We start from the raw sequence: 17,911 nt of genomic DNA, 5'->3' as shown, positions 1-17,911 counted from the left end.
TCTATTCTTTTTGAAGTAGATACTGAAACCGACCTTTGAGTCGGTTTTTATTTTTTGGGCTCTACGCAGCATCCGGGCGAAAGTGGAGCATCCGTTTCCGATCACCAAATGTCAGTTTGGCTTTATCAAAGCACGCTATAAAGGACTGATGAAAAATGACTCACAGTTAGCCATGTTATTCACCTTGGCAAACCTGTTTAAAGTAGACCAGATGTTAAGGCGACAGCCAAGATCTATCTGAAATCTGGAAATCACCCGGAATAAGGCCGAAATCAGGCCTAAAAATGTAGTATATTGGCCTGAATTGAGAATTTAGCGTTCAAAAGTTAGACGGCGAATGCAAAGGCTGGATCAAGAACTAAATTGCAGGACTTATTCGCAGTTTCTTTAGCTAGCGGTGGGTTTACTTTTAATTGCCTTTCCACAGGCACATAGTGCAATCTTACAAACTTTATATCTGCCCGCCACTTTTATGCTAATGGGGCTTATTTTAAGGGGAGTGTCTTTCGACTTCCGCGCGAAAGTTGCTCAAACGGAAAAGAAAAAGTGGGACACCTGTTTTAAATACGGTTCGCTGTTTACGACGCTCTCTCAGAGATACATGTTAGGAATATGGGTAACCGGCCTGCGTACCGATCTGTATGCGCAGGGTTTTGCTTTGCTATCCGATTTCGGCGTTACCGCAGCTTTTGCGTTTATCGGTGCTTGCTGGCTTATTCTCAAAACAGAGGGTGACTTACAACGAAAAGCCTTCTACTGGGCAAAGCGATGCCTGATGATCCTGGCTGGGGGCATTATTGCCGTAAATTTTTTAAATTTAACGCTGCACGCAGAAGTGAGGGCACTCTGGTTAGAAAGCCCCCTGGGCTTTTTGTTGATGGCTATACCTGTAACGTGTTTTGGTTTACTGGCTTTAAGTAGTGTCGTGCTACAAGGGCTGCCGTAGGCGGACAGGAAAGGTGAACGGCTGCCTTTTGCGTTAGCTCTGCTTGTATTTCTGCTATGTTTTGCTGCGTTTGGGATAAGTTACTATCCCTATATTGTACCGGGTCAGCTCACCATCATGGATGCGCTGGCAGACGCGAATTCTCTTCGCTTTTTGTTGGTAGGTACCGTGATTGTTGTCCCTTGTATTCTCGCTTACACTGTCATGGTATACCGAATATTAGCCGATAAATCGGAAAAACTTTCTTATTATTAAGAACAGTAAACAGGCTGTAGATTTGCCTCATCTGTATTTAATAGTAATTAAAGTGATGTTTATAAAAGTCAGCTGCAGTCCCGTCACCGTGACTAGATGATGATGAGGTTCTGATATTTATTTGTTTCTTGCATTCAGACTAGATTTGACATGAATTTCGAGGCGATCTGAATTCACTTTATGCGTTTTTTAAACTACACCTTGCTCAATCATTGCGTCTGCAACCCGACGAAAGGCAGCAATATTAGCTCCTAATACAAGGTTACCGGGCGCACCGAATTCTCTTGCAGTCTCACTGGCTCGTAGATAAATATCCTTCGTTATTTGTAGTAATTGACAATCGACTTGTTCGAAAGTCCATTTTTGCATACTGGCGTTTTGCGCCATTTCTAACTGACTTGTCGCTACTCCCCCGGCATTAGCGGCCTTACCCGGACCATAAGATATACCGGCTTTAAGAAAGTACTCTACCGCTCCTTGTGAAGAAGCCATATTTGCACCTTCACTAACCAATTTGCATCCATTAGAAACCAGTGCTTCGGCATCACGAGTTGTTAACTCATTTTGTGTCGCACATGGAAACGCTAAGTCTGCCTTGTATCGCCAAATAGTATGCCCTCCTGAAGGATATTCACTGATCGGAATGAACTGTGCCCTGGGGTGAGACTTTAAGTAACGTAAAAGCGAAGTACGTTCTTTTTCTTTGAGTTCCTTAATAAGAGACAGATCCAACCCTTGCGCATGATATAGCGTACCGGTTGAGTCACTACAGGCAATAGGAGTAGCACCAAGTTGATAAAGCTTCTCCATTGCATAAATAGCGACATTTCCAGCACCGGACACGAGGCAACGTTGTCCTTGTAAGTTTTCTCCTCGTGCATTAAGCATGTGATCTGCGAAATATACTGTTCCATATCCTGTTGCCTCCTTTCGCGCGTACGAACCACCCCAAAGCAAACCTTTTCCGGTAAGCACGCCCTCATATTTCCCGGTCAGTCTTTTGTATTGACCGAACATGTAGCCTATTTCTCTGGCGCCTACACCAATATCACCGGCAGGCACATCAGTATTGGGTCCAATATGACGATAGAGTTCGTTCATGAATGACTGACAAAAACGCATTATTTCGGCATCGCTTCGTCCTTTTGGATCGAAATTTGCACCTCCTTTGCCCCCCCAATTGGCAGGCCAGTTAACGCATTTTTAAATATTTGTTCAAATCCTAAGAATTTTATAATACTGGCATTGACCGAAGGATGAAAACGAAGTCCTCCTTTGTACGGACCAAGTGCCGAATTAAATTCAATGCGGTATCCCTTATTAATCTGTATATTTCCGCTGTCATCTTGCCAGGGCACCCGAAACATAATTTGTCTTTCGGGTTCAACTAATCGCTGTATAATTGAATGCTTCGCATAATAGTTGTTTTTTTCCAGAACAGGTTCCAGAGTTCGCAGGACTTCCTCTACAGCCTGATAAAATTCAGTTTGTGCCGGACTGCTTTGTTTTAGCTGAGAAATAGTAGTACTTAAATAATTCATAAATCAACCTGTAAATGATTACCTTTTAATCACAGACGAGATAACGGACTTTTCTTTTTACTTCTAATATATCAATTTGTTGTTCGCCACTTTTAGTATTCCAGCTAATTTTTTGACCAGCTCTTAAGCCTAGTAATGCCGAGCCAATTGGTGCGAAAATTGAAATGGCGTCTTCGTATTTATGCATATCCAATGGAAGGCAGAGTGTTTTAGTCAAGTATTTATCAAACTTACTTATTTTAAATGTAACCTGAGAACCTATTGCCACCACGTCTGGAGCAAGATCTTTAAGGTTAACAACTTTGGCGCGAACTAATTCTTTTTCTAATTCGTCATACCTTTCAGTCGGTAATTTAATTTTTCTTAGCTGTTCTTCAATATCACTCAAGTCTTCATATGAAATTGTGATGTTAGGTTTTCTTGACATGATAATCCTTCCTCTTTGAATTAAAAATCACGCGCAGGAGAGCCTTTCCTGTGAGGAAATATAAATTTAATCTATAGCTTTAATTTATTCCGGTACGGAATTTCTGGTTTTAGATAAATAAGAGGCGGCCGAATGCAGAACTGCATCCGGCTTAATTGGGTAAGGTGAGTAAAATGCTCTTGTTGAGATTACAGTGCTTAGTCATGATTTCCTCATTGCTGTCACTGATACTAATACTTAATAAAAAAATAACAAGAACTTTTAAGATTATAACGCTCCGTATTTATGGAATTAGCAGTGAAAAGTTCTGATTTTTTCGCCATGAGCAATATTTTATTCTTTAAAGTGTTTTTTTGGCTAATTTATCAAAGAGTTTATTGGCGTCAATCATCGTTGAAACTTGATTAAACTTCTTGATGCGGTCCGAATAATTCATAATTGATTCGCGATTGACTGACGCCCAAGGCTAATAATTCATGCTTGATAGCAAGCATAAATTGCAAAGGTCCACAGAGATAAAACTCGCCCTCTTTCAGTGGTAAAGAACCTTTAACGTCTTCTATTTTCATTCTTCCGGTAGTTTCATTTTTACTACTGCTAACGTCATTTTCATACCACGTGTGCGACTGCAGGTTGAGAGTATTCTTAACACTCTCAACATGTTCTTTGAAAGAATGCTGATTTCGATTTTTACATGCGTGAAGATAGGTCACCGGATGTGCGAAGTTCTCTTTTACTAAAGAATCTAACATCGCTTGCATAGGCGTCAGACCCACACCTGCAGAAATCAATATAACCGGAGTATCAAGTTGTTTTAGATAAAAGTCCCCGGCAGGGGGCATGACCAAGACTTCATCGCCAACATTTATTTTTAAATGAAGATAATTAGACATTACACCACACATTTCACCCAGGCCTTCCCGTTTAACACTAATGCGATAGGATTTTCCATTCGCGGCAGTTGATAGTGAATACTGCCTTATTTCATCATGCTCACTACCATGAGGATGCACCTTTATTCCTAAATACTGGCCCGGTTTATAATCGATAACACTACCGCCATCGACGGGCATTAAGGTAAAACTGGTTACGAGTTCGGATTCGGTCTCTTTTGAGACGACAGAAAAGGCTCTGAAGCCAGACCAGCCCCCCTTTACAGCAGCTCTTTGTTGATACAATTCACTTTCAACTTTAATGAAAATGTCTGCTAATTGACCATATGCAGCTGTCCATGCCTCTTCAACATCAGGAGTAAACGCGTCCGGAGCCAATTCTCTCAATGTCTCAATCAGATGATGTCCCACTATTGCGTACTGTTCGGGCTGGATATTAAAACTGGTATGCTTGTGTGCAATACGCATAACGGCATCTGTCAGTAGCTCTAACTGATCTATGTTGGCAGCGTATGCAGCTATCGCATTAAATAGAGCCGCTGGCTGACGACCTGTTTTTTGATGCGTCATGTTAAATATATTTTTAAGCTCAGGATTATGTAAGAACATTCGGGCGTAAAAATGTTCGGTAATTGCGGTTCCTCCCGAAGCAAGTAGTGGAATGGTCGCTTTGACAGTATCTATATGAGTTTGAGTAAGCATTAACATACCTTTAATGACGTTAAGTATTTGGTAGCTATGAGTAATGCGACTCGTGTGCCAAATTTTATTTCACTTAGTATCAATGTGTTACGAATAACACTTTAAGATATGTGTCAAAATGACTCATCACTTAATGAGCTAATTAGGATCGTTTGTGTCATAATGACCTATGCTTCGTGTTAATATAAAATGGTCTCATGAGTAAAATATCTCAATTTAGTTTGGTTAACTTTGCCCTTGATCTGTCCGCCGCAGTTTCGATGAATTGTTTTTATGAAAGTTTGATTTCTGCGGTTTGTGCAACTATTAAAGCAGATGCTGTAGCACTATTGATTTTTCGACACGAGACACTTGTTCCCGTTGCGCAAAGAGGGTTGTCCGATGACGTCATGGGGCGACGGTTTATTTTAGAGCAACATCCACGTTTAAAAGCAATCTGTAGCACGAGGGCGGTCACTCGCTTTTCAGCTGATTCGCCGTTACCAGACCCCTATGATGGAATGATTGCAAGTCATAACCATAATATGAACGTACATTCCTGTATGGGAATTCCTTTATATAAAGATGAAACGTTGCTAGGTGTACTTACTCTCGATAGCCTGGAACCTAATGAGTATGATGCGCTTGATGCCGCTTCAGTTGACACACTGTCCAGGCTGGCAGCCCGGCTTTTATATGCTGCGTTATATATCAGAGAGTTAAATAAACAGAAGACTCATACTCAGCATGTATTACGGACAATGAATGAGAATAGCTCTGAGCATCATCAGGGTGAAGAAATGATAGGAAATAGTGTTACGACAAAAAAATTAAAGCAGACCATTCGACTGGCAGCTTCGTCCGACCTCACAATTTTGGTGCAAGGTGAAACTGGTGTGGGCAAAGAACTTGTTGCCCGTGAGCTACATTATCAATCAAACCGGCGGAATAAACCGCTCGTATATGTAAATTGCGCTGCTATTCCTGTTCATCTGATAGAAAGTGAACTCTTCGGCCACGTGAAAGGTGCGTTTACCAGTGCCGCAAACGACCGCGATGGTAAGTTCTTACTTGCTGATGGCGGAACATTATTTCTGGACGAAATTGGAGAGCTTCCGCTTGAAGTTCAGGGTACATTGTTGAGAGTAATACAGAATCAGGAAATCCAGGTGGTCGGTCAGGATAAGAGTCGAAAAGTGGACGTTAGAATTATTGCTGCTACGAATAGAGAGTTAGAGCATGAAGTTCAAAATAAACGCTTCCGGGCCGATCTTTATCATCGTCTCATAGTGTTTCCGATATATGTCCCGCCTCTCAGAGACAGACAAAGCGATGTTCCGCTTCTGGCTGGCTATTTTGCAGAGAAAATGCGGCGAAGTCTGGGACTGCAAAAGTTGATACTGGCTAAAGAAGCAATTTATAAACTGACAGTTTATCACTGGCCGGGAAATGTAAGAGAGTTAGAGCACGTAATATCACGCGCAGCACTTTATGCTCGAGAGAAGAATCCAACCGGAAATACAATAATTGAGCCATCTGACATTACCGGTTTAACCGTGTCTTCAGACTCTTTAACAAGTAAAGACACAGATTCGTCCACCGTATGTTTCGAGACCGATAGCCATACCGACTTACGGGAAGCAACAGATAAATTTCAACGTCAACTCATTATCAAGGCATTGCATAACGCAGAAAACAACTGGTCTAAGGCAGCCAGATCTCTGTCAATGGACCGTGCAAATCTTGTCAGACTGGCGAAGCGCCTTAATATCACCCTAGTGAAAAAGATAAGAACGTAGCTTTTCGTTCACAGAAATTATAGATATTGTCTATACGTTTCCTATATCTGACCTTACAAAGGAATATATGTTAAATACACTAAAACGGTTTTGGGGTTTTCAAAACAACGTAGTTGTATCAGAAAAAGTCGTTGCCACTATCGGTGGAATGCTAGCTATATTTTTATGCTTTTTTCTTACAACATGGTTGCTAGGCACGGAGGGAGCAGCGGCAATTTTACCATCCATGGGAGCGTCAACGGTCCTTCTTTTTGCTGTTCCTCATGGCCAGCTATCGACGCCATGGGCATTCTTCGCTGGCAATGTTCTTTCTGCTATTGTCGGCGTTACAAGTGCACAATACATTGAAAATCTCTTTATTGCCGCTCCGGTAGCAGTGTCGCTTTCGATATTTATTATGCACCTATCTCGCTCATTACATCCTCCAGGTGGTGCTACCGCTTTGGCAGCTGTAATTGGTGGGTCTGCGATAACGGATTTAAGTTATTGGTACGTGCTCACTCCAACTATTATCAACTGCATGATTCTGTTTGCTGTTGCGATACTGTTCAACAATCTTTTTCACTGGCGGCGTTACCCGCAAAGTCTTATGCGATATAAGGGGATAGGCTATAACCCTGACACGAGACGTATAAAAATGCGACATATCCATGAGGCAATCAACCGGTCAGAATTGGTTATTGATGCCAGTGACGAGCAAATTAAACATATCATTGACTTAGCTGATACGATTTTACACGAAGAATTAATAGCCGGTTTTGAGCTCGAAATGGGCGCATTCTACACAAATAACCAACCTGGGCGTTTATGGTCTGTTCGTCAGGTTGTAGACGAAAGAAAACATAATTGCAAGCATAAGTACTTGCTTATATATAGGGTGGTTGAAGGTGATGGGAAGGGATTCTCCGATTGCTGTACCTATCAAGAATTTGCCGAATGGGCAAAAATGAAAATGACGCCATCGCAAGTTTAGCATGCTGGTTAATAATCAAACTGATACTTAGCTTGTAGTGGTCAAGTCATTTTGGCCACATCGTTGTAGCTATTCCAATAACGTTTCTCCGATTCATTCGGTGTTAGACCACCGTTGTATGAATGCGGTCTCAGTCGGCTGTAATAGCCATAAATGTAATCACCAATCTTCTGCTTTGCTTCAGCAAAATTCCGGTAACCAGTAGTTGGAACCCATTCGGTTTGAGACTTCTGAAAAAGCGTTCCATCGGGCTATATCCCAACAATTTCCCCTGCGACTCATACTTTGTGTTAAGCGATACCGCCAAATTAGCTGACGGAATTTTCGGCTCGTGTAATGACATCCCTGGTCGCTATGGAACATCACGTTTTTAGGCTTTCCCCGATACCCCCTGTGTCAGGATAGTTGTCGCCTCAGTTTTTCATAAAAATATAACAGGAGCGGTAAGTTAGTTATTAGTGAAGCATTATCCTGAAGACCATAAGAAAACCGTCATTAGAAAGCTGGTTGAAAGTGGCTTATCATTAAGCCAATTCGCAAAGCTAGAGAGTATCAACTTATCTATTTTGTATTCATGGCGAGATAAGTATTTACAAGCAGGTTCTAGTTTGGCAGGTAGCAATAGTTCAGAAGGTTAGTCACCAGAGCAAAAGTTCGCAATTGTTTTAGAAACAGCAGCATTGAGCGAGTTTGAGTTAAGTGAGTATTGCCGTGAAAAGGGGCTTTACTCTGAGCAAGTTAAAGAAAAATGACGCGCCCCGTCATAACACTGAAATAAACTCCCTGTAGCGTGAAGTATTCAGTGAAAGAGTCTTCAACGGCTCAGCTTCAAAAACGCTAAATGCTCCAATACGAGTTTTCATGAAGAAATTGAAACGCTATCAATATGAAAGATATGCCATTCTCTGCCAACTCGCCTACCCTGATGCCGACGAGCAATACCAAAAAATCTTAGATCCGTTTTATGAACGCCAGCTAGTCGATAAGTACGGCAGAATGAGCGTAAGAATCTTGTGGGTCGAAAATAAAAAAGAGGTCATTATCGTTTTTCGCGGCTCATTAGGAGTAAGAGATTGGCTAGCGAATTTATTCTTCATCCCAAACAAACTCAATCAGTTAAACAGAAAATTCTGGGTCCACTGGGGGTTTGCGCGGCTACTGGCTCAACCTATGTATTCCAGCACTAAGGCATCCAATGAAGCATTACCACTTAGAGAGCTACTTGTAAAAGTGCTTGAACCACTTAGGCAGCAAGGCAAGCGCTTTACATTCATTGGCCATTCGTCCGGCGGCGCAGTAGCGGTATTAATGGCTGATTACTTTGAGCGTTTATACGCAAAGTCAGTAAAAAGGGTAGTGACTTTCGGGCAGCCCGCAGTGGGCACGCGCTCTTGGTATAAGCACTACACGCTACACCAAAGAACGTATCGCATTTGCTGCGATTTAGATGTAATAACCTTTATGCCGCCCTTCCCTTTTTACTTCTGGCACGTTGGCAAGATGCTGTGGCTGCACGATGATAAAATTTACGAAAACACGCCTACCCATAAACGCTTTTTGATGTCGCTTCACAGCTGGTTGTTACGCCCAATTACCTATCACTACATGCGAAAATATATCCGCAACAAGTCGCTTTTCGATGAGCATTAGAACGATCATTTTCGACCTACAGTGCGTAATTTAAAGGTACTTGATTATTCAATCCCGCACAGTACTGCATAAGAGGTAGGCTTAAAGTAATGTCTTCACTGTCAATCAAACGAGCAAAAGCGGCGCTTAAGAACGCGTTTATCGGCGACGCCTTGGCTATGCCGGTACATTGGTATTACAACCCGGCAGATATATATAAGGCGTTTCCGTTAGGGGTAGAGCAATTTGAAGATGCGCCATCATTTCATCCGTCTTCAATAATGTCGCTACATTCCACGCAGCAAGGTGGGCGCGCGAATAAGGCATCTGCGAATCAAAAAGAGATAGTGGGCGACGTTATTCTCAAAGGTAAAAGGCAGTATTGGGGTAAGAACAACATTCATTACCATCATGATATGAAAGCGGGAGAAAATACACTCAATGCGCATTGCGCGCGTATCGTTTTATCATGCGCACTTAAAGGGTATGACGAAAACGAGTTTTTAACTCAATATATTAGCTTTATGCGCGCTGATGAACCCAAACACCCTGACACATACGCTGAGTCATATCACAGAGGCTTTTTTGCGAACTTAGAACAAGGTACTCCAGCACACAAATGTGGGGCGGCTACACATGATACGGCTTCAATAGGCGCTTTTGTGTCGGTAACACCTTTGGCGGTAGTAGAAGCAAGCAAAAGCACAGCCCTTGAGGACATCAAACGCCTGTGTCGTAGTCACCTTTATTTAACTCACCCGGATGAGTCTTTAGCATCGGTGTGCGATTTCTATGTTGAGTTAATCTACAAATTAGTGCATCGCGAAGGTGAATCACCCAAGGCCATTTTAGAAGATATTGCCCGTAAATCTGCGCACACGAATTTGGCTGAGATAGCGGCAAAAAACAAAAGCGATATCGAGATTGTTGGGCGTATGTATTCGCCAGCGTGTTATATCTCAGACGCGTGGCCCGCCGTTTTGTACTTCGCTTACCGTTATGCTGATACGCCTAAGAAGGCGTTGATTGCGAACACCAACGTGGGGGGCGACAACGTGCACCGCGGTTTTGTATTGGGGGCAATAATGGGGCTAATTCAGGCGACGGAAATATCCCAATGGTTTAGTGAATTAGCTGACAAAAAGGACTTGGAAGCGCTAATTAACCTTCTTGATGAACGGTAGCTAAGACACAAAAGTCTGGTAGACCCAGTCGCAAAATGAGCAAATGGCATTCCCTGTCCGGTAGCGTATTCGCGCAAAAGCGCCTTACAACGCTACCGTTTCCCCTGTTCTCGCCGCCTTAAATATAGCGTTCACAATGCGGATATCGGCCAGACCTTCATTGCCAGTCACCATAGGTTGTCGTCCATGTAATATGGCCAGTGCATCGTTATCCATTTGCAGCGTTTGCTGCATACCGTTTATAGGAGCCAGCGTTTTTCCATCAGACGTGGTGCCCGTTACCCCGCTGTAGCTCTGCATGGGTTTAAGTTGATACCAGCCCTTTTCACAATCAGCTTTAAAATGGTTAAACCCTTTCACTACACTGGTACCGCAATCGGCCACTAGTCCGTCGCCAAAATCCATCGTAAACAAGGTCGTTTCATCAACCTCAGTAAACGTCTCTGGAAAGCGCTGTGGTGGATGACTTCCCGTTACCGCTAATGGCTCACGGCCCGTTAAAAAGCGTGCGCCGTTTATCGCGTAAACGCCCATATCATAGAGTGCACCGCCGCCCATGTGCTTTTTCATTCGCCAGTTGTCAGGCGCTCTTCCTTGTCCTGCATAACCAGCGAAGCTCGATACCGCGGTCAAGTTTCCATACGGCTTAGTTTCAAGATACTGATGAAAAGTGCGAGTATTGGGTTCGTGCTGCATGCGATAGCCTATCGACAACTGCACGCCATTTTTGTTACACGCATCTATGATAGCTTGGCATTCCTCGCTATCCATAGCCATTGGCTTTTCACACCACACATGCTTTCCGGTATTTGCGGCTTGTACCGCAAAGTCCTTGTGTGTGCCAGTAGGCGTTACAACGTAAATAACGTCAATATCGTCATTGTTCGCAATATCTGCCATGGTGCTGTACGTGTACACATTACTGTCTTTAATGCCGTACTTTTGCTGCCACTGCGGGATCTTACTCTCGCTCCCCGTGATTATCCCCCGTAATTCACAGTGTTTAGTGTCCTGTAAGGCAGGGGCGAGTAAATTTGTGCTGTAATTGCCCAACCCTAACAGCGCCACGCCTATTTTCTTTTTCGAAGGCTGTGCCAGTAAATAAGGACTGTGCGCAACCAGCAAACCTGAACCTGCCAATTGAAGGAAGTGACGACGAGTAATGCGGGGCATTAGTACTCTCCATTAAGAAATTAATCCGTGCATGGTTTTAGTAGTACCTTTCTTACTCAGAAAGATCACAACACCGTTGCGATATTATCGAATGTGTTACCTGTAACACCATCGAAGGTTTATAGCTGACAACCAATACAGCTTTAAAGCTCTATGGCGCATCGTGCCGTTTGGTAACGCGAAACGATTTACAACAAAATCAGACGAAAAGCAGCTCACTTTTATCGACAACATAATTTACTGTTTGCGCTTTGCTCGCCAAGCTTCTGCCACGATAGGTTCAAGGTCGCTCAAATCCAAAGGTTTAACAAGGTGATGGTCAAATCCAGCTTCTTTCGAACGCTGGATGTGCGATGGTTGTCCCCACCCCGTTTGCGCCACAAATACAGCGTCAGCTAACGCACGATTTTGACGAAGTGCCGTACATAATTCTTAACCATTCATACCCGGCATGCCGATATCCAACAACACTAAATCGGGCGTGAAAGACGCGACAGCCTTTAATGCGGATGGCCCATCTTCCACTACTTGAACCTGACACCCTTTTGTCTCCAATATCCATCCCATGGTAATAGCGGCATCTTGATTATCATCGGCAATTAAAACGTTGAGCTTTTCAGCGGTAGCGTCTACTACGTCATGGGCCTTTTCCGGTTTACTGGCTAATTTGGGTACTCTACTTAAAACGGGTAAGCTAACGATTTACGTTAAGCAGTACAAAGCGACTTCTCTAGCGGTGCGGTAAGTGAACTTAAATGATTAAATTTTCGTAACACTTACGCTGTTACAAGTAAAAGCTCTACCAAGATCACTTTCTACCAAGGCTAAGACATGGACAACGCTGGCTCGAATCAAGATAAAGGGAACGGGAAGTATGCTGGGAAGTTCCCCAAAATAGCCCAACAAACCAGACTACTAAATATTCTTGTGATTTTTGCTGTCATTTATACGTTGTACCTTGCCAAGTCTTTACTTGTTCCTCTTTTCTTTTCCGCCTTTGTAGCTTTGCTTTTGAGCCCTCTTGTCGCATTCGCACGCAAGTTATTCATACCTCGCACACTGTCAGCAGGAGCCCTGATTGTTTTGCTGGTCGCGCCGTTTACATTTTTAGGTATAGAGCTTGCTGAGCCGGCAGAACGCTGGATGCAATCTCTCCCCAAAATTGCTGCCGAGATATCCAAAGAAATTGAAGAGATAAGCAGCAACATCGACGCTTATGCAACGCCTCCAGCTGAACCCGTTGAAAAAGAACGTTCATTCTTTAGCTGGTTTGGTGACGATGAAAAGTCACCTGAACTTTCTCCATCACAAGACAACACAAACTCTGTGACGGACAAAATTAAACAAAGCGGAATAGATATTGGGCTCACACTCTTCAGTAACGCGCCATTTTTACTGGCACAGGTGCTCGCCTGTATCGTTTTAATTTTCTTCTTGTTGGTTTTTGGGCCCAACCTATTCAATGTTTTTGTAAGAGACTTCCCCATTGTTACCAACAAGCGACGAACGCTGGTATTGGTAGATCAAATTCAACGGGAGCTGTCTTCGTATATCGTCACCATCAGCATCATAAACTCTTGCTTAGGGCTAGCTACAGCAGGCGTGTTTTACTATTTAGGAATAGATGATGCGTTACTTTGGGGAGCACTGGTTGCGCTGATGAACTTTGTCCCCTACTTGGGTGGTGTGGCGAGCTGCGTGGTATTGCTGGTAGTTGGGCTTGTGCAGTTTGGGCTTACCAGCAGTGCGTTTCTGCCTGCGGGTCTGTTTTTAGTATTGAATATTATTGAATCACAACTCATCACGCCTGCGGTGCTAGGAAGAAGTATGCAGCTTAACCCATTAATAATCATAATTTGGATAGCAATAACGGGTTGGCTATGGGGTGTGGTAGGCGTTTTACTCGCCGTGCCTATTCTAATGTGTTTTAAGATCATACTTGAGAATCTGGGCGTATTTGATCACTGGATAAGACTTCTCGAGTCAAAATAATTTCACTCTCTTCTCCCCCTCAACCACGTTGCATGGATAGCAGCGTGTGCGGACTTTTACCTAAAATCTAGGCACAAAGCACGATAGTCCTCTTCAAATAAAAGACGAAATGCATATTTTAAAGGAACATATCCTGCCTTTTTAAAATGAAAATAGTTATCATATTCGTTGTCTTTTGATTTTTGGAGCTCCCATGAATTTGCTTAAAAGTGCCTTGGCCGTGATGATCGGCCTGTCGTATGCAGGCGCGCCTGTATATGCACAAACAGAAAAAAATAATAATGATGACATTGAGCATATTACTGTTGATGCATCTCAGGTTGAATTACGAGATAGCTTTGCAGGAGGCCAAGTATCTCGCGGTGGTCGCGCGGGTATTTTAGGTAATCTCGACATGATGAACTCTCCATTCGCAAGCACCAACTTTACCGCAGACATCATAAGGGAACAGCAAGCAAGAAGTATCGCCGATGTGTTGCAAAACGATCCGGTGGTTCGTGTGGCAAAAGGCTTCGGTAATTTTCAAGAACTATACGTAATGCGCGGGTTTCCCGTTTATTCTGACGATATGACTTACAACGGATTGTACGGTGTTTTACCTCGCCAATATGTTGCTGCAGAGTTGTCAGAACGCGTTGAGGTTTTCCGTGGCGCCAGTGCATTTCTAAACGGCGCAGCACCGGGAGGGAGCGGCTTAGGTGGTTCGGTAAATATAGTGCCTAAGCGCGCGGGCGATGACCCATTAAACCGTGTAACGCTTGGATACGAGTCTCAAGGACATTGGTATGGCGCAGCAGATGTAAGCCGCAGATTTGGCGACGACAGTCAAAGTACAGGCATAAGAGCTAACTTTGTACAACGAGGCGGCGAAACAAGTATCGATAACCAAGATCGTGAATTGAGCGTTGCTGCTATTGGCATTGATCACGATAGCGATAACTTCCGTCTTTCTTTGGATTTGGGCTACCAAGACCATCAGGTTGACTCACCACGCCCTGCAGTCACTCCTGGCAGTGCAATTCCAGAAGCGCCTGACAGCGACACCAATTTTGCCCAAGAGTGGACTTACACTAACGAGCGTCAATTTTTCGGTGCGGTTCGTGGAGAATACGATTTTACCGACAATATCACTGCATGGGCGGCGTATGGTTTCAGATCGGGTGAAGAAGATAATGTCTTTGCTAACCCTAGACAGGCAGAAGCAAATGGCGACTTTTCAGCTTACCGTTTTGATAACGTTCGAAATGATGAAATTCGCTCAGGTGAAGTGGGCCTAAATATCGAATTCAAAACCGCAAGCGTGGGACACACGATCATTACGTCTGCATCAACCTTTTCTCTAGAATCTGAAAATGCCTATGCGTTTTCTGATTTTAGCGGCTTTGCTGGAAATATTTATAATCCGGTAACGGCAACCATGCCCGATGCTGACTTCTTTATTGGTGGCGATCTTAGCAATCCACTAATCACAGAAAAAACAGACCTTTCAAGTTTTGCTCTTGCAGACATGATTTCGTTTAACGATGGAAAAGTTCTATTAACCCTTGGTGGCCGTGTACAAAACATTGAAACCCGCACCTTTGATTACAATACAGGTGATGAGTTGTCAGGCTACGACGAATCTCAATTCACGCCGGTTGTGGGCATTGTTTATAAATCGTCAGAACAGGTGTCTTATTACGCCAACTATATCGAGGGACTGCTTCCTGGTGAGGTAGCGCCTGCATCAAGCGGTGGTGAACCAATTGACAACGCGGGTGAAGTTTTTGACCCATACAGCGCCGAGCAAATAGAAGTAGGTGTGAAATATGATGCTGGCCAATACGGTGGTTCATTGAGTGTTTTCAACACCTCAAAGCAAAGCTCAATTGTTGAAGACAATGTTTTCAGTACCGATGGTGAACAGCAAAACCAAGGGCTTGAGTTAAGCGTATTTGGCATGCCAACTTCAAATTTACGTGTTTTGGGCGGATTCACTTGGCTCGATGCGGAAATGACGAAAACTCAAGACGGTACACTAGATGGCAAAACGGCCATTGGTGTTCCTGATTTACAAGCAAACATTAATCTTGAGTGGGATGTTGATGCCCTTCCAGGGCTTACTGTCGATGCACGTGCGGCCTATACCTCGAAACAATATGCCAGTGCCGACAATAGCCTTGAAGTCGATGCATCTAATCGTTTCGATTTAGGCGTTCGTTACAGCTTCCTTGCAGGAATGACCGACATCACACTTCGCGCTCGTGTAGATAACGTCTTTGACAATAATTACTGGGCGTCGGTAGGCGGCTTCCCTGGCTCAAACTACCTTGTATTAAGTGAACCTCGGACATTCAGACTGTCTGCTTCATTCAATTTTTAACGGATTAAGTTATGCTGCTGTCAATCGCTGCCTTTTTAGGCAGCGCATTGGCGATAGGTTTGTTTTACCGCGCTTGGCAAAGCACACAGATCGCCTTTAAACGTATAGCTAAACTCTCGGCATTGTTGTTAATGCTGGCGAGTTTAAGCCTTTGGGTTACAGAGTACGGCCCTGAATTAGGTACCTGCTACGCCGTGGTCGCTTTCTCGTTACAAGCATGGAGTTGGATTTATCTCGCCCGACAACGAATAAGTAAAGATGTAAAGCGCGTCGATTTACCGTTCGCATCTGGATTGACTACCCCGTCTACCGCTATTGCTTTTAACGCTCTTGTAAAACTACTTGGCAGTGTGTTTTTAAGTGCTATTTGCGCCATGTTAGTTACCGTAGTGTGGACAACAGCGCTTAGCATGAGCAAAGTAAACCAGATTGCACTGGGAATTTACACCATGCCTCTATTATGGGGATGTGGCGCATACTGGCTGTGTGCAGACAGTAAACTATGGCGCCCGGTTGGGGTGTTGAGTGTACTTAGCGCGTTAAGTTACTTCTACTTGTATAGTATATAAAATGAGTATTTCTATTTCTCCCAGCGCAAATAAAAGCGCCTTAAAAAGTCACGCTTGGTTAGGACTAGCCGTTAGTGTGTTGATGTATTGGGTGTGCTTTTCAGGCACTTTATCTGTTTTCTCTCAAGAACTTCTGCGGTGGGAACAACCCCATATTGCAGATAATCTAGATTACACCCCTGGCAGCATTCAAAATGCTTATGAACGCTTTCTCACAATAAAAGAGGGTCAAACACAGGGAAACATTGTCATTCGCTTGCCTACGCACGATTTGCCACGCGCACGCATTAGTGCAGACGGTGAGTATTGGAATATTTCTCCAATCGGTGAATTAAGTGAACCATCCACAACCCCTATTACTGATTTAATCGTTGATTTACACACCGCCCTGCATTTGCCAGAAGACATCGGAATGATGGCCGTCAGTGTTTTGGGTGCTATTTTGAGTGCATTGATTATCTCTGGCATTGTTGCTCACAGACGTATTTTTAAAGATGCCTTTCGCTTGCGAACAGGCAACAACGAGCAGCTTACACAAGGCGACTTACACAATAGAATGAGCGTGTGGGGCTTACCTTTTCACTTGATGATTGCGCTAACCGGCGTTTATTTTGGTTTAGCGTCGTTTTTAACGTCCATTTATGCCGATACCTTATATGAAGGAAACAAGCTTGATCTGTTTGCCGACATCTATGGTTCATCAATTCAGCTTGAACATCAGCCAGCCATTGCGAATATAGAAAAAGCGCTGACCGACATAATGAAAATGGAGCCCAATACCCAGCCCATTTTTGTTACTTTGGAAAACGCGACCAAAGACAATCAGTATATTCTGCTCGGCTCGCAGCACTTGGATAAGCTCATCTATTCAGAACAATACCGCTTTGATGCCGGTGGACAATACATCGATAAAGTCGGTTATTCAGATGGTGATGCTGGCCAACAAGCGATATTTTCTGTATATCGCATACACTTCGGCCACTTTGGTCCAGAAGCAATGAAGATATTCTTCGGATTAATGGGGTTCGCGTTAACCATTATTTCTGTCACCGGCATAAACTTGTGGCTGGCAAAACGCGCTAAACAAGATGCCTTAAACCAGCTTTGGCTGGGTTTCGTGTGGGGCACGCCTATCGCATTTATTTGGGCTGCATTGTTAGAATTAACGCTGGCGCTGCCCACAAAACCTGTTTTCTGGGTAACATTGACAGCTATTCTTATCGCTTCAATAATGCAAAAAGTGCTTATGAAAACTCACCTGGTGCTGTTGAATTGTCTCGCCGCCTTGTTAGTTGTATTGGCAATTACTCACTTTGCTGTTCACTACCCTAGTTCGTTAGTCATGAACTCGCTCATTATAGACAGCGCGTTTATCGTTTTTGCCCTGTGCGTATGGCGCTACCTGTACTCGCGATTAAAGAAAGGCTGGAATGTATAGGCACATTGGTTCTAATGGGAACTGATGGAATTGAGGCAAAGTGAACATG

13 protein-coding genes and 4 pseudogenes are annotated in these 17,911 nt (G+C 43.6%); 11 read left to right on the top strand and 6 right to left on the bottom strand.

Annotation, left to right across the window (positions count from 1 at the left end; all coding sequences use genetic code 11):
• Positions 1-67: 67 nt before the first annotated feature.
• Together F0261_RS09850 and F0261_RS09845 are read left to right on the top strand one after the other, a co-directional pair.
• Positions 68-241: pseudogene (locus F0261_RS09850) on the top strand (IS5/IS1182 family transposase); the annotation flags it as partial.
• A 156-nt stretch (positions 242-397) separates the two neighbouring features.
• Positions 398-1,201: pseudogene (locus F0261_RS09845) on the top strand (cytochrome d ubiquinol oxidase subunit II).
• A gap of 189 nt (positions 1,202-1,390) precedes the next feature.
• On the opposite strand, the pseudogene gdhA reads toward F0261_RS09845, so the two are convergent.
• The 3 genes and pseudogenes from gdhA to hmpA all read right to left on the bottom strand — a co-directional run bounded on the left by gdhA (position 1,391) and on the right by hmpA (position 4,764).
• Positions 1,391-2,742 (bottom strand): annotated as a pseudogene (gdhA, locus tag F0261_RS09840) (NADP-specific glutamate dehydrogenase).
• 25 nt (positions 2,743-2,767) lie between these two features.
• On the bottom strand, positions 2,768-3,169 hold the full coding sequence (locus tag F0261_RS09835) for a GreA/GreB family elongation factor (protein ID WP_156078791.1): 402 nt from the start codon (positions 3,167-3,169) through the stop codon (positions 2,768-2,770).
• A gap of 404 nt (positions 3,170-3,573) precedes the next feature.
• Positions 3,574-4,764, bottom strand: a complete 1,191-nt coding sequence (gene hmpA / locus F0261_RS09830) for an NO-inducible flavohemoprotein (RefSeq protein ID WP_061095598.1) — start codon at positions 4,762-4,764, stop codon at positions 3,574-3,576.
• A gap of 197 nt (positions 4,765-4,961) precedes the next feature.
• Here hmpA and norR point away from each other — a divergent pair, with 197 nt between their 5' ends.
• Together norR and F0261_RS09820 are read left to right on the top strand one after the other, a co-directional pair.
• Positions 4,962-6,542 carry a nitric oxide reductase transcriptional regulator NorR gene (gene norR / locus F0261_RS09825; protein ID WP_171337859.1) on the top strand — a complete coding sequence of 527 codons (1,581 nt, stop codon included), beginning with the start codon at positions 4,962-4,964 and terminating at the stop codon, positions 6,540-6,542.
• Positions 6,543-6,609: 67 nt separating this feature from the next.
• Positions 6,610-7,515 (top strand): HPP family protein, encoded by a 906-nt coding sequence (locus tag F0261_RS09820; RefSeq protein WP_156078793.1) that lies wholly within the window; start codon positions 6,610-6,612, stop codon positions 7,513-7,515.
• Between the two features lie 44 nt (positions 7,516-7,559).
• On the opposite strand, the pseudogene F0261_RS09815 reads toward F0261_RS09820, so the two are convergent.
• A pseudogene (locus F0261_RS09815) lies at positions 7,560-7,899 on the bottom strand (DDE-type integrase/transposase/recombinase); the annotation flags it as partial.
• Between the two features lie 74 nt (positions 7,900-7,973).
• Here F0261_RS09815 and F0261_RS09810 point away from each other — a divergent pair.
• The 3 genes from F0261_RS09810 to F0261_RS09800 all read left to right on the top strand — a co-directional run bounded on the left by F0261_RS09810 (position 7,974) and on the right by F0261_RS09800 (position 10,328).
• A complete protein-coding gene (locus F0261_RS09810) occupies positions 7,974-8,153 on the top strand; it encodes a transposase (protein ID WP_053103825.1) in 180 nt (59 codons plus the stop codon).
• A gap of 223 nt (positions 8,154-8,376) precedes the next feature.
• On the top strand, positions 8,377-9,165 hold the full coding sequence (locus tag F0261_RS09805) for a lipase (protein WP_171337858.1): 789 nt from the start codon (positions 8,377-8,379) through the stop codon (positions 9,163-9,165).
• An 89-nt stretch (positions 9,166-9,254) separates the two neighbouring features.
• The gene (locus F0261_RS09800) at positions 9,255-10,328 is read left to right on the top strand and encodes an ADP-ribosylglycohydrolase family protein (protein ID WP_171337857.1); all 1,074 of its coding nucleotides are present in this window, start codon (positions 9,255-9,257) and stop codon (positions 10,326-10,328) included.
• Positions 10,329-10,412: 84 nt separating this feature from the next.
• Here the strand turns inward: F0261_RS09800 and F0261_RS09795 are convergent, their stop codons facing one another.
• Together F0261_RS09795 and F0261_RS19955 are read right to left on the bottom strand one after the other, a co-directional pair.
• Positions 10,413-11,501 (bottom strand): Gfo/Idh/MocA family protein, encoded by a 1,089-nt coding sequence (locus F0261_RS09795; protein ID WP_171337856.1) that lies wholly within the window; start codon positions 11,499-11,501, stop codon positions 10,413-10,415.
• Between the two features lie 432 nt (positions 11,502-11,933).
• Positions 11,934-12,101 carry a response regulator gene (locus tag F0261_RS19955; protein WP_367613858.1) on the bottom strand — a complete coding sequence of 56 codons (168 nt, stop codon included), beginning with the start codon at positions 12,099-12,101 and terminating at the stop codon, positions 11,934-11,936.
• Between the two features lie 231 nt (positions 12,102-12,332).
• On the opposite strand from F0261_RS19955, the gene F0261_RS09785 reads away from it, so the two are divergent.
• The 4 genes from F0261_RS09785 (at position 12,333) to F0261_RS09770 (ending at position 17,862) form a co-directional block, all read left to right on the top strand.
• Positions 12,333-13,493, top strand: coding sequence for an AI-2E family transporter (locus F0261_RS09785; RefSeq protein ID WP_156086911.1), 1,161 nt, complete (start codon positions 12,333-12,335; stop codon positions 13,491-13,493).
• 193 nt (positions 13,494-13,686) lie between these two features.
• Complete coding sequence (locus F0261_RS09780; protein WP_171337855.1) at positions 13,687-15,855, top strand: TonB-dependent siderophore receptor; 2,169 nt, start codon at positions 13,687-13,689, stop codon at positions 15,853-15,855.
• Between the two features lie 11 nt (positions 15,856-15,866).
• Positions 15,867-16,424 carry a hypothetical protein gene (locus F0261_RS09775; RefSeq protein WP_014950625.1) on the top strand — a complete coding sequence of 186 codons (558 nt, stop codon included), beginning with the start codon at positions 15,867-15,869 and terminating at the stop codon, positions 16,422-16,424.
• Position 16,425: 1 nt separating this feature from the next.
• Positions 16,426-17,862 (top strand): PepSY domain-containing protein, encoded by a 1,437-nt coding sequence (locus F0261_RS09770; protein WP_171337854.1) that lies wholly within the window; start codon positions 16,426-16,428, stop codon positions 17,860-17,862.
• Positions 17,863-17,911 lie beyond the last annotated feature (49 nt).

Source organism: Alteromonas sp. 07-89-2, from assembly GCF_013113925.1.
Taxonomy (GTDB): Bacteria; Pseudomonadota; Gammaproteobacteria; order Enterobacterales; family Alteromonadaceae; genus Alteromonas; species Alteromonas macleodii.
Note: the sequence above shows the minus strand (reverse complement) of the source record. Positions and strands in the feature narration are given on the sequence as shown.

What these genes read in the sequence shown, in the direction of transcription:
- F0261_RS09835 (WP_156078791.1), bottom strand. Translation starts at nt 3,169, where the DNA reads ATGTCAAGAAAACCTAACATCACAATTTCATATGAAGACTTGAGTGAT.
- hmpA (WP_061095598.1), bottom strand. Translation starts at nt 4,764, where the DNA reads ATGCTTACTCAAACTCATATAGATACTGTCAAAGCGACCATTCCACTA.
- norR (WP_171337859.1), top strand. Translation starts at nt 4,962, where the DNA reads ATGAGTAAAATATCTCAATTTAGTTTGGTTAACTTTGCCCTTGATCTG.
- F0261_RS09820 (WP_156078793.1), top strand. Translation starts at nt 6,610, where the DNA reads ATGTTAAATACACTAAAACGGTTTTGGGGTTTTCAAAACAACGTAGTT.
- F0261_RS09805 (WP_171337858.1), top strand. Translation starts at nt 8,377, where the DNA reads ATGAAGAAATTGAAACGCTATCAATATGAAAGATATGCCATTCTCTGC.
- F0261_RS09800 (WP_171337857.1), top strand. Translation starts at nt 9,255, where the DNA reads ATGTCTTCACTGTCAATCAAACGAGCAAAAGCGGCGCTTAAGAACGCG.
- F0261_RS09795 (WP_171337856.1), bottom strand. Translation starts at nt 11,501, where the DNA reads ATGCCCCGCATTACTCGTCGTCACTTCCTTCAATTGGCAGGTTCAGGT.
- F0261_RS09785 (WP_156086911.1), top strand. Translation starts at nt 12,333, where the DNA reads ATGGACAACGCTGGCTCGAATCAAGATAAAGGGAACGGGAAGTATGCT.
- F0261_RS09780 (WP_171337855.1), top strand. Translation starts at nt 13,687, where the DNA reads ATGAATTTGCTTAAAAGTGCCTTGGCCGTGATGATCGGCCTGTCGTAT.
- F0261_RS09775 (WP_014950625.1), top strand. Translation starts at nt 15,867, where the DNA reads ATGCTGCTGTCAATCGCTGCCTTTTTAGGCAGCGCATTGGCGATAGGT.
- F0261_RS09770 (WP_171337854.1), top strand. Translation starts at nt 16,426, where the DNA reads ATGAGTATTTCTATTTCTCCCAGCGCAAATAAAAGCGCCTTAAAAAGT.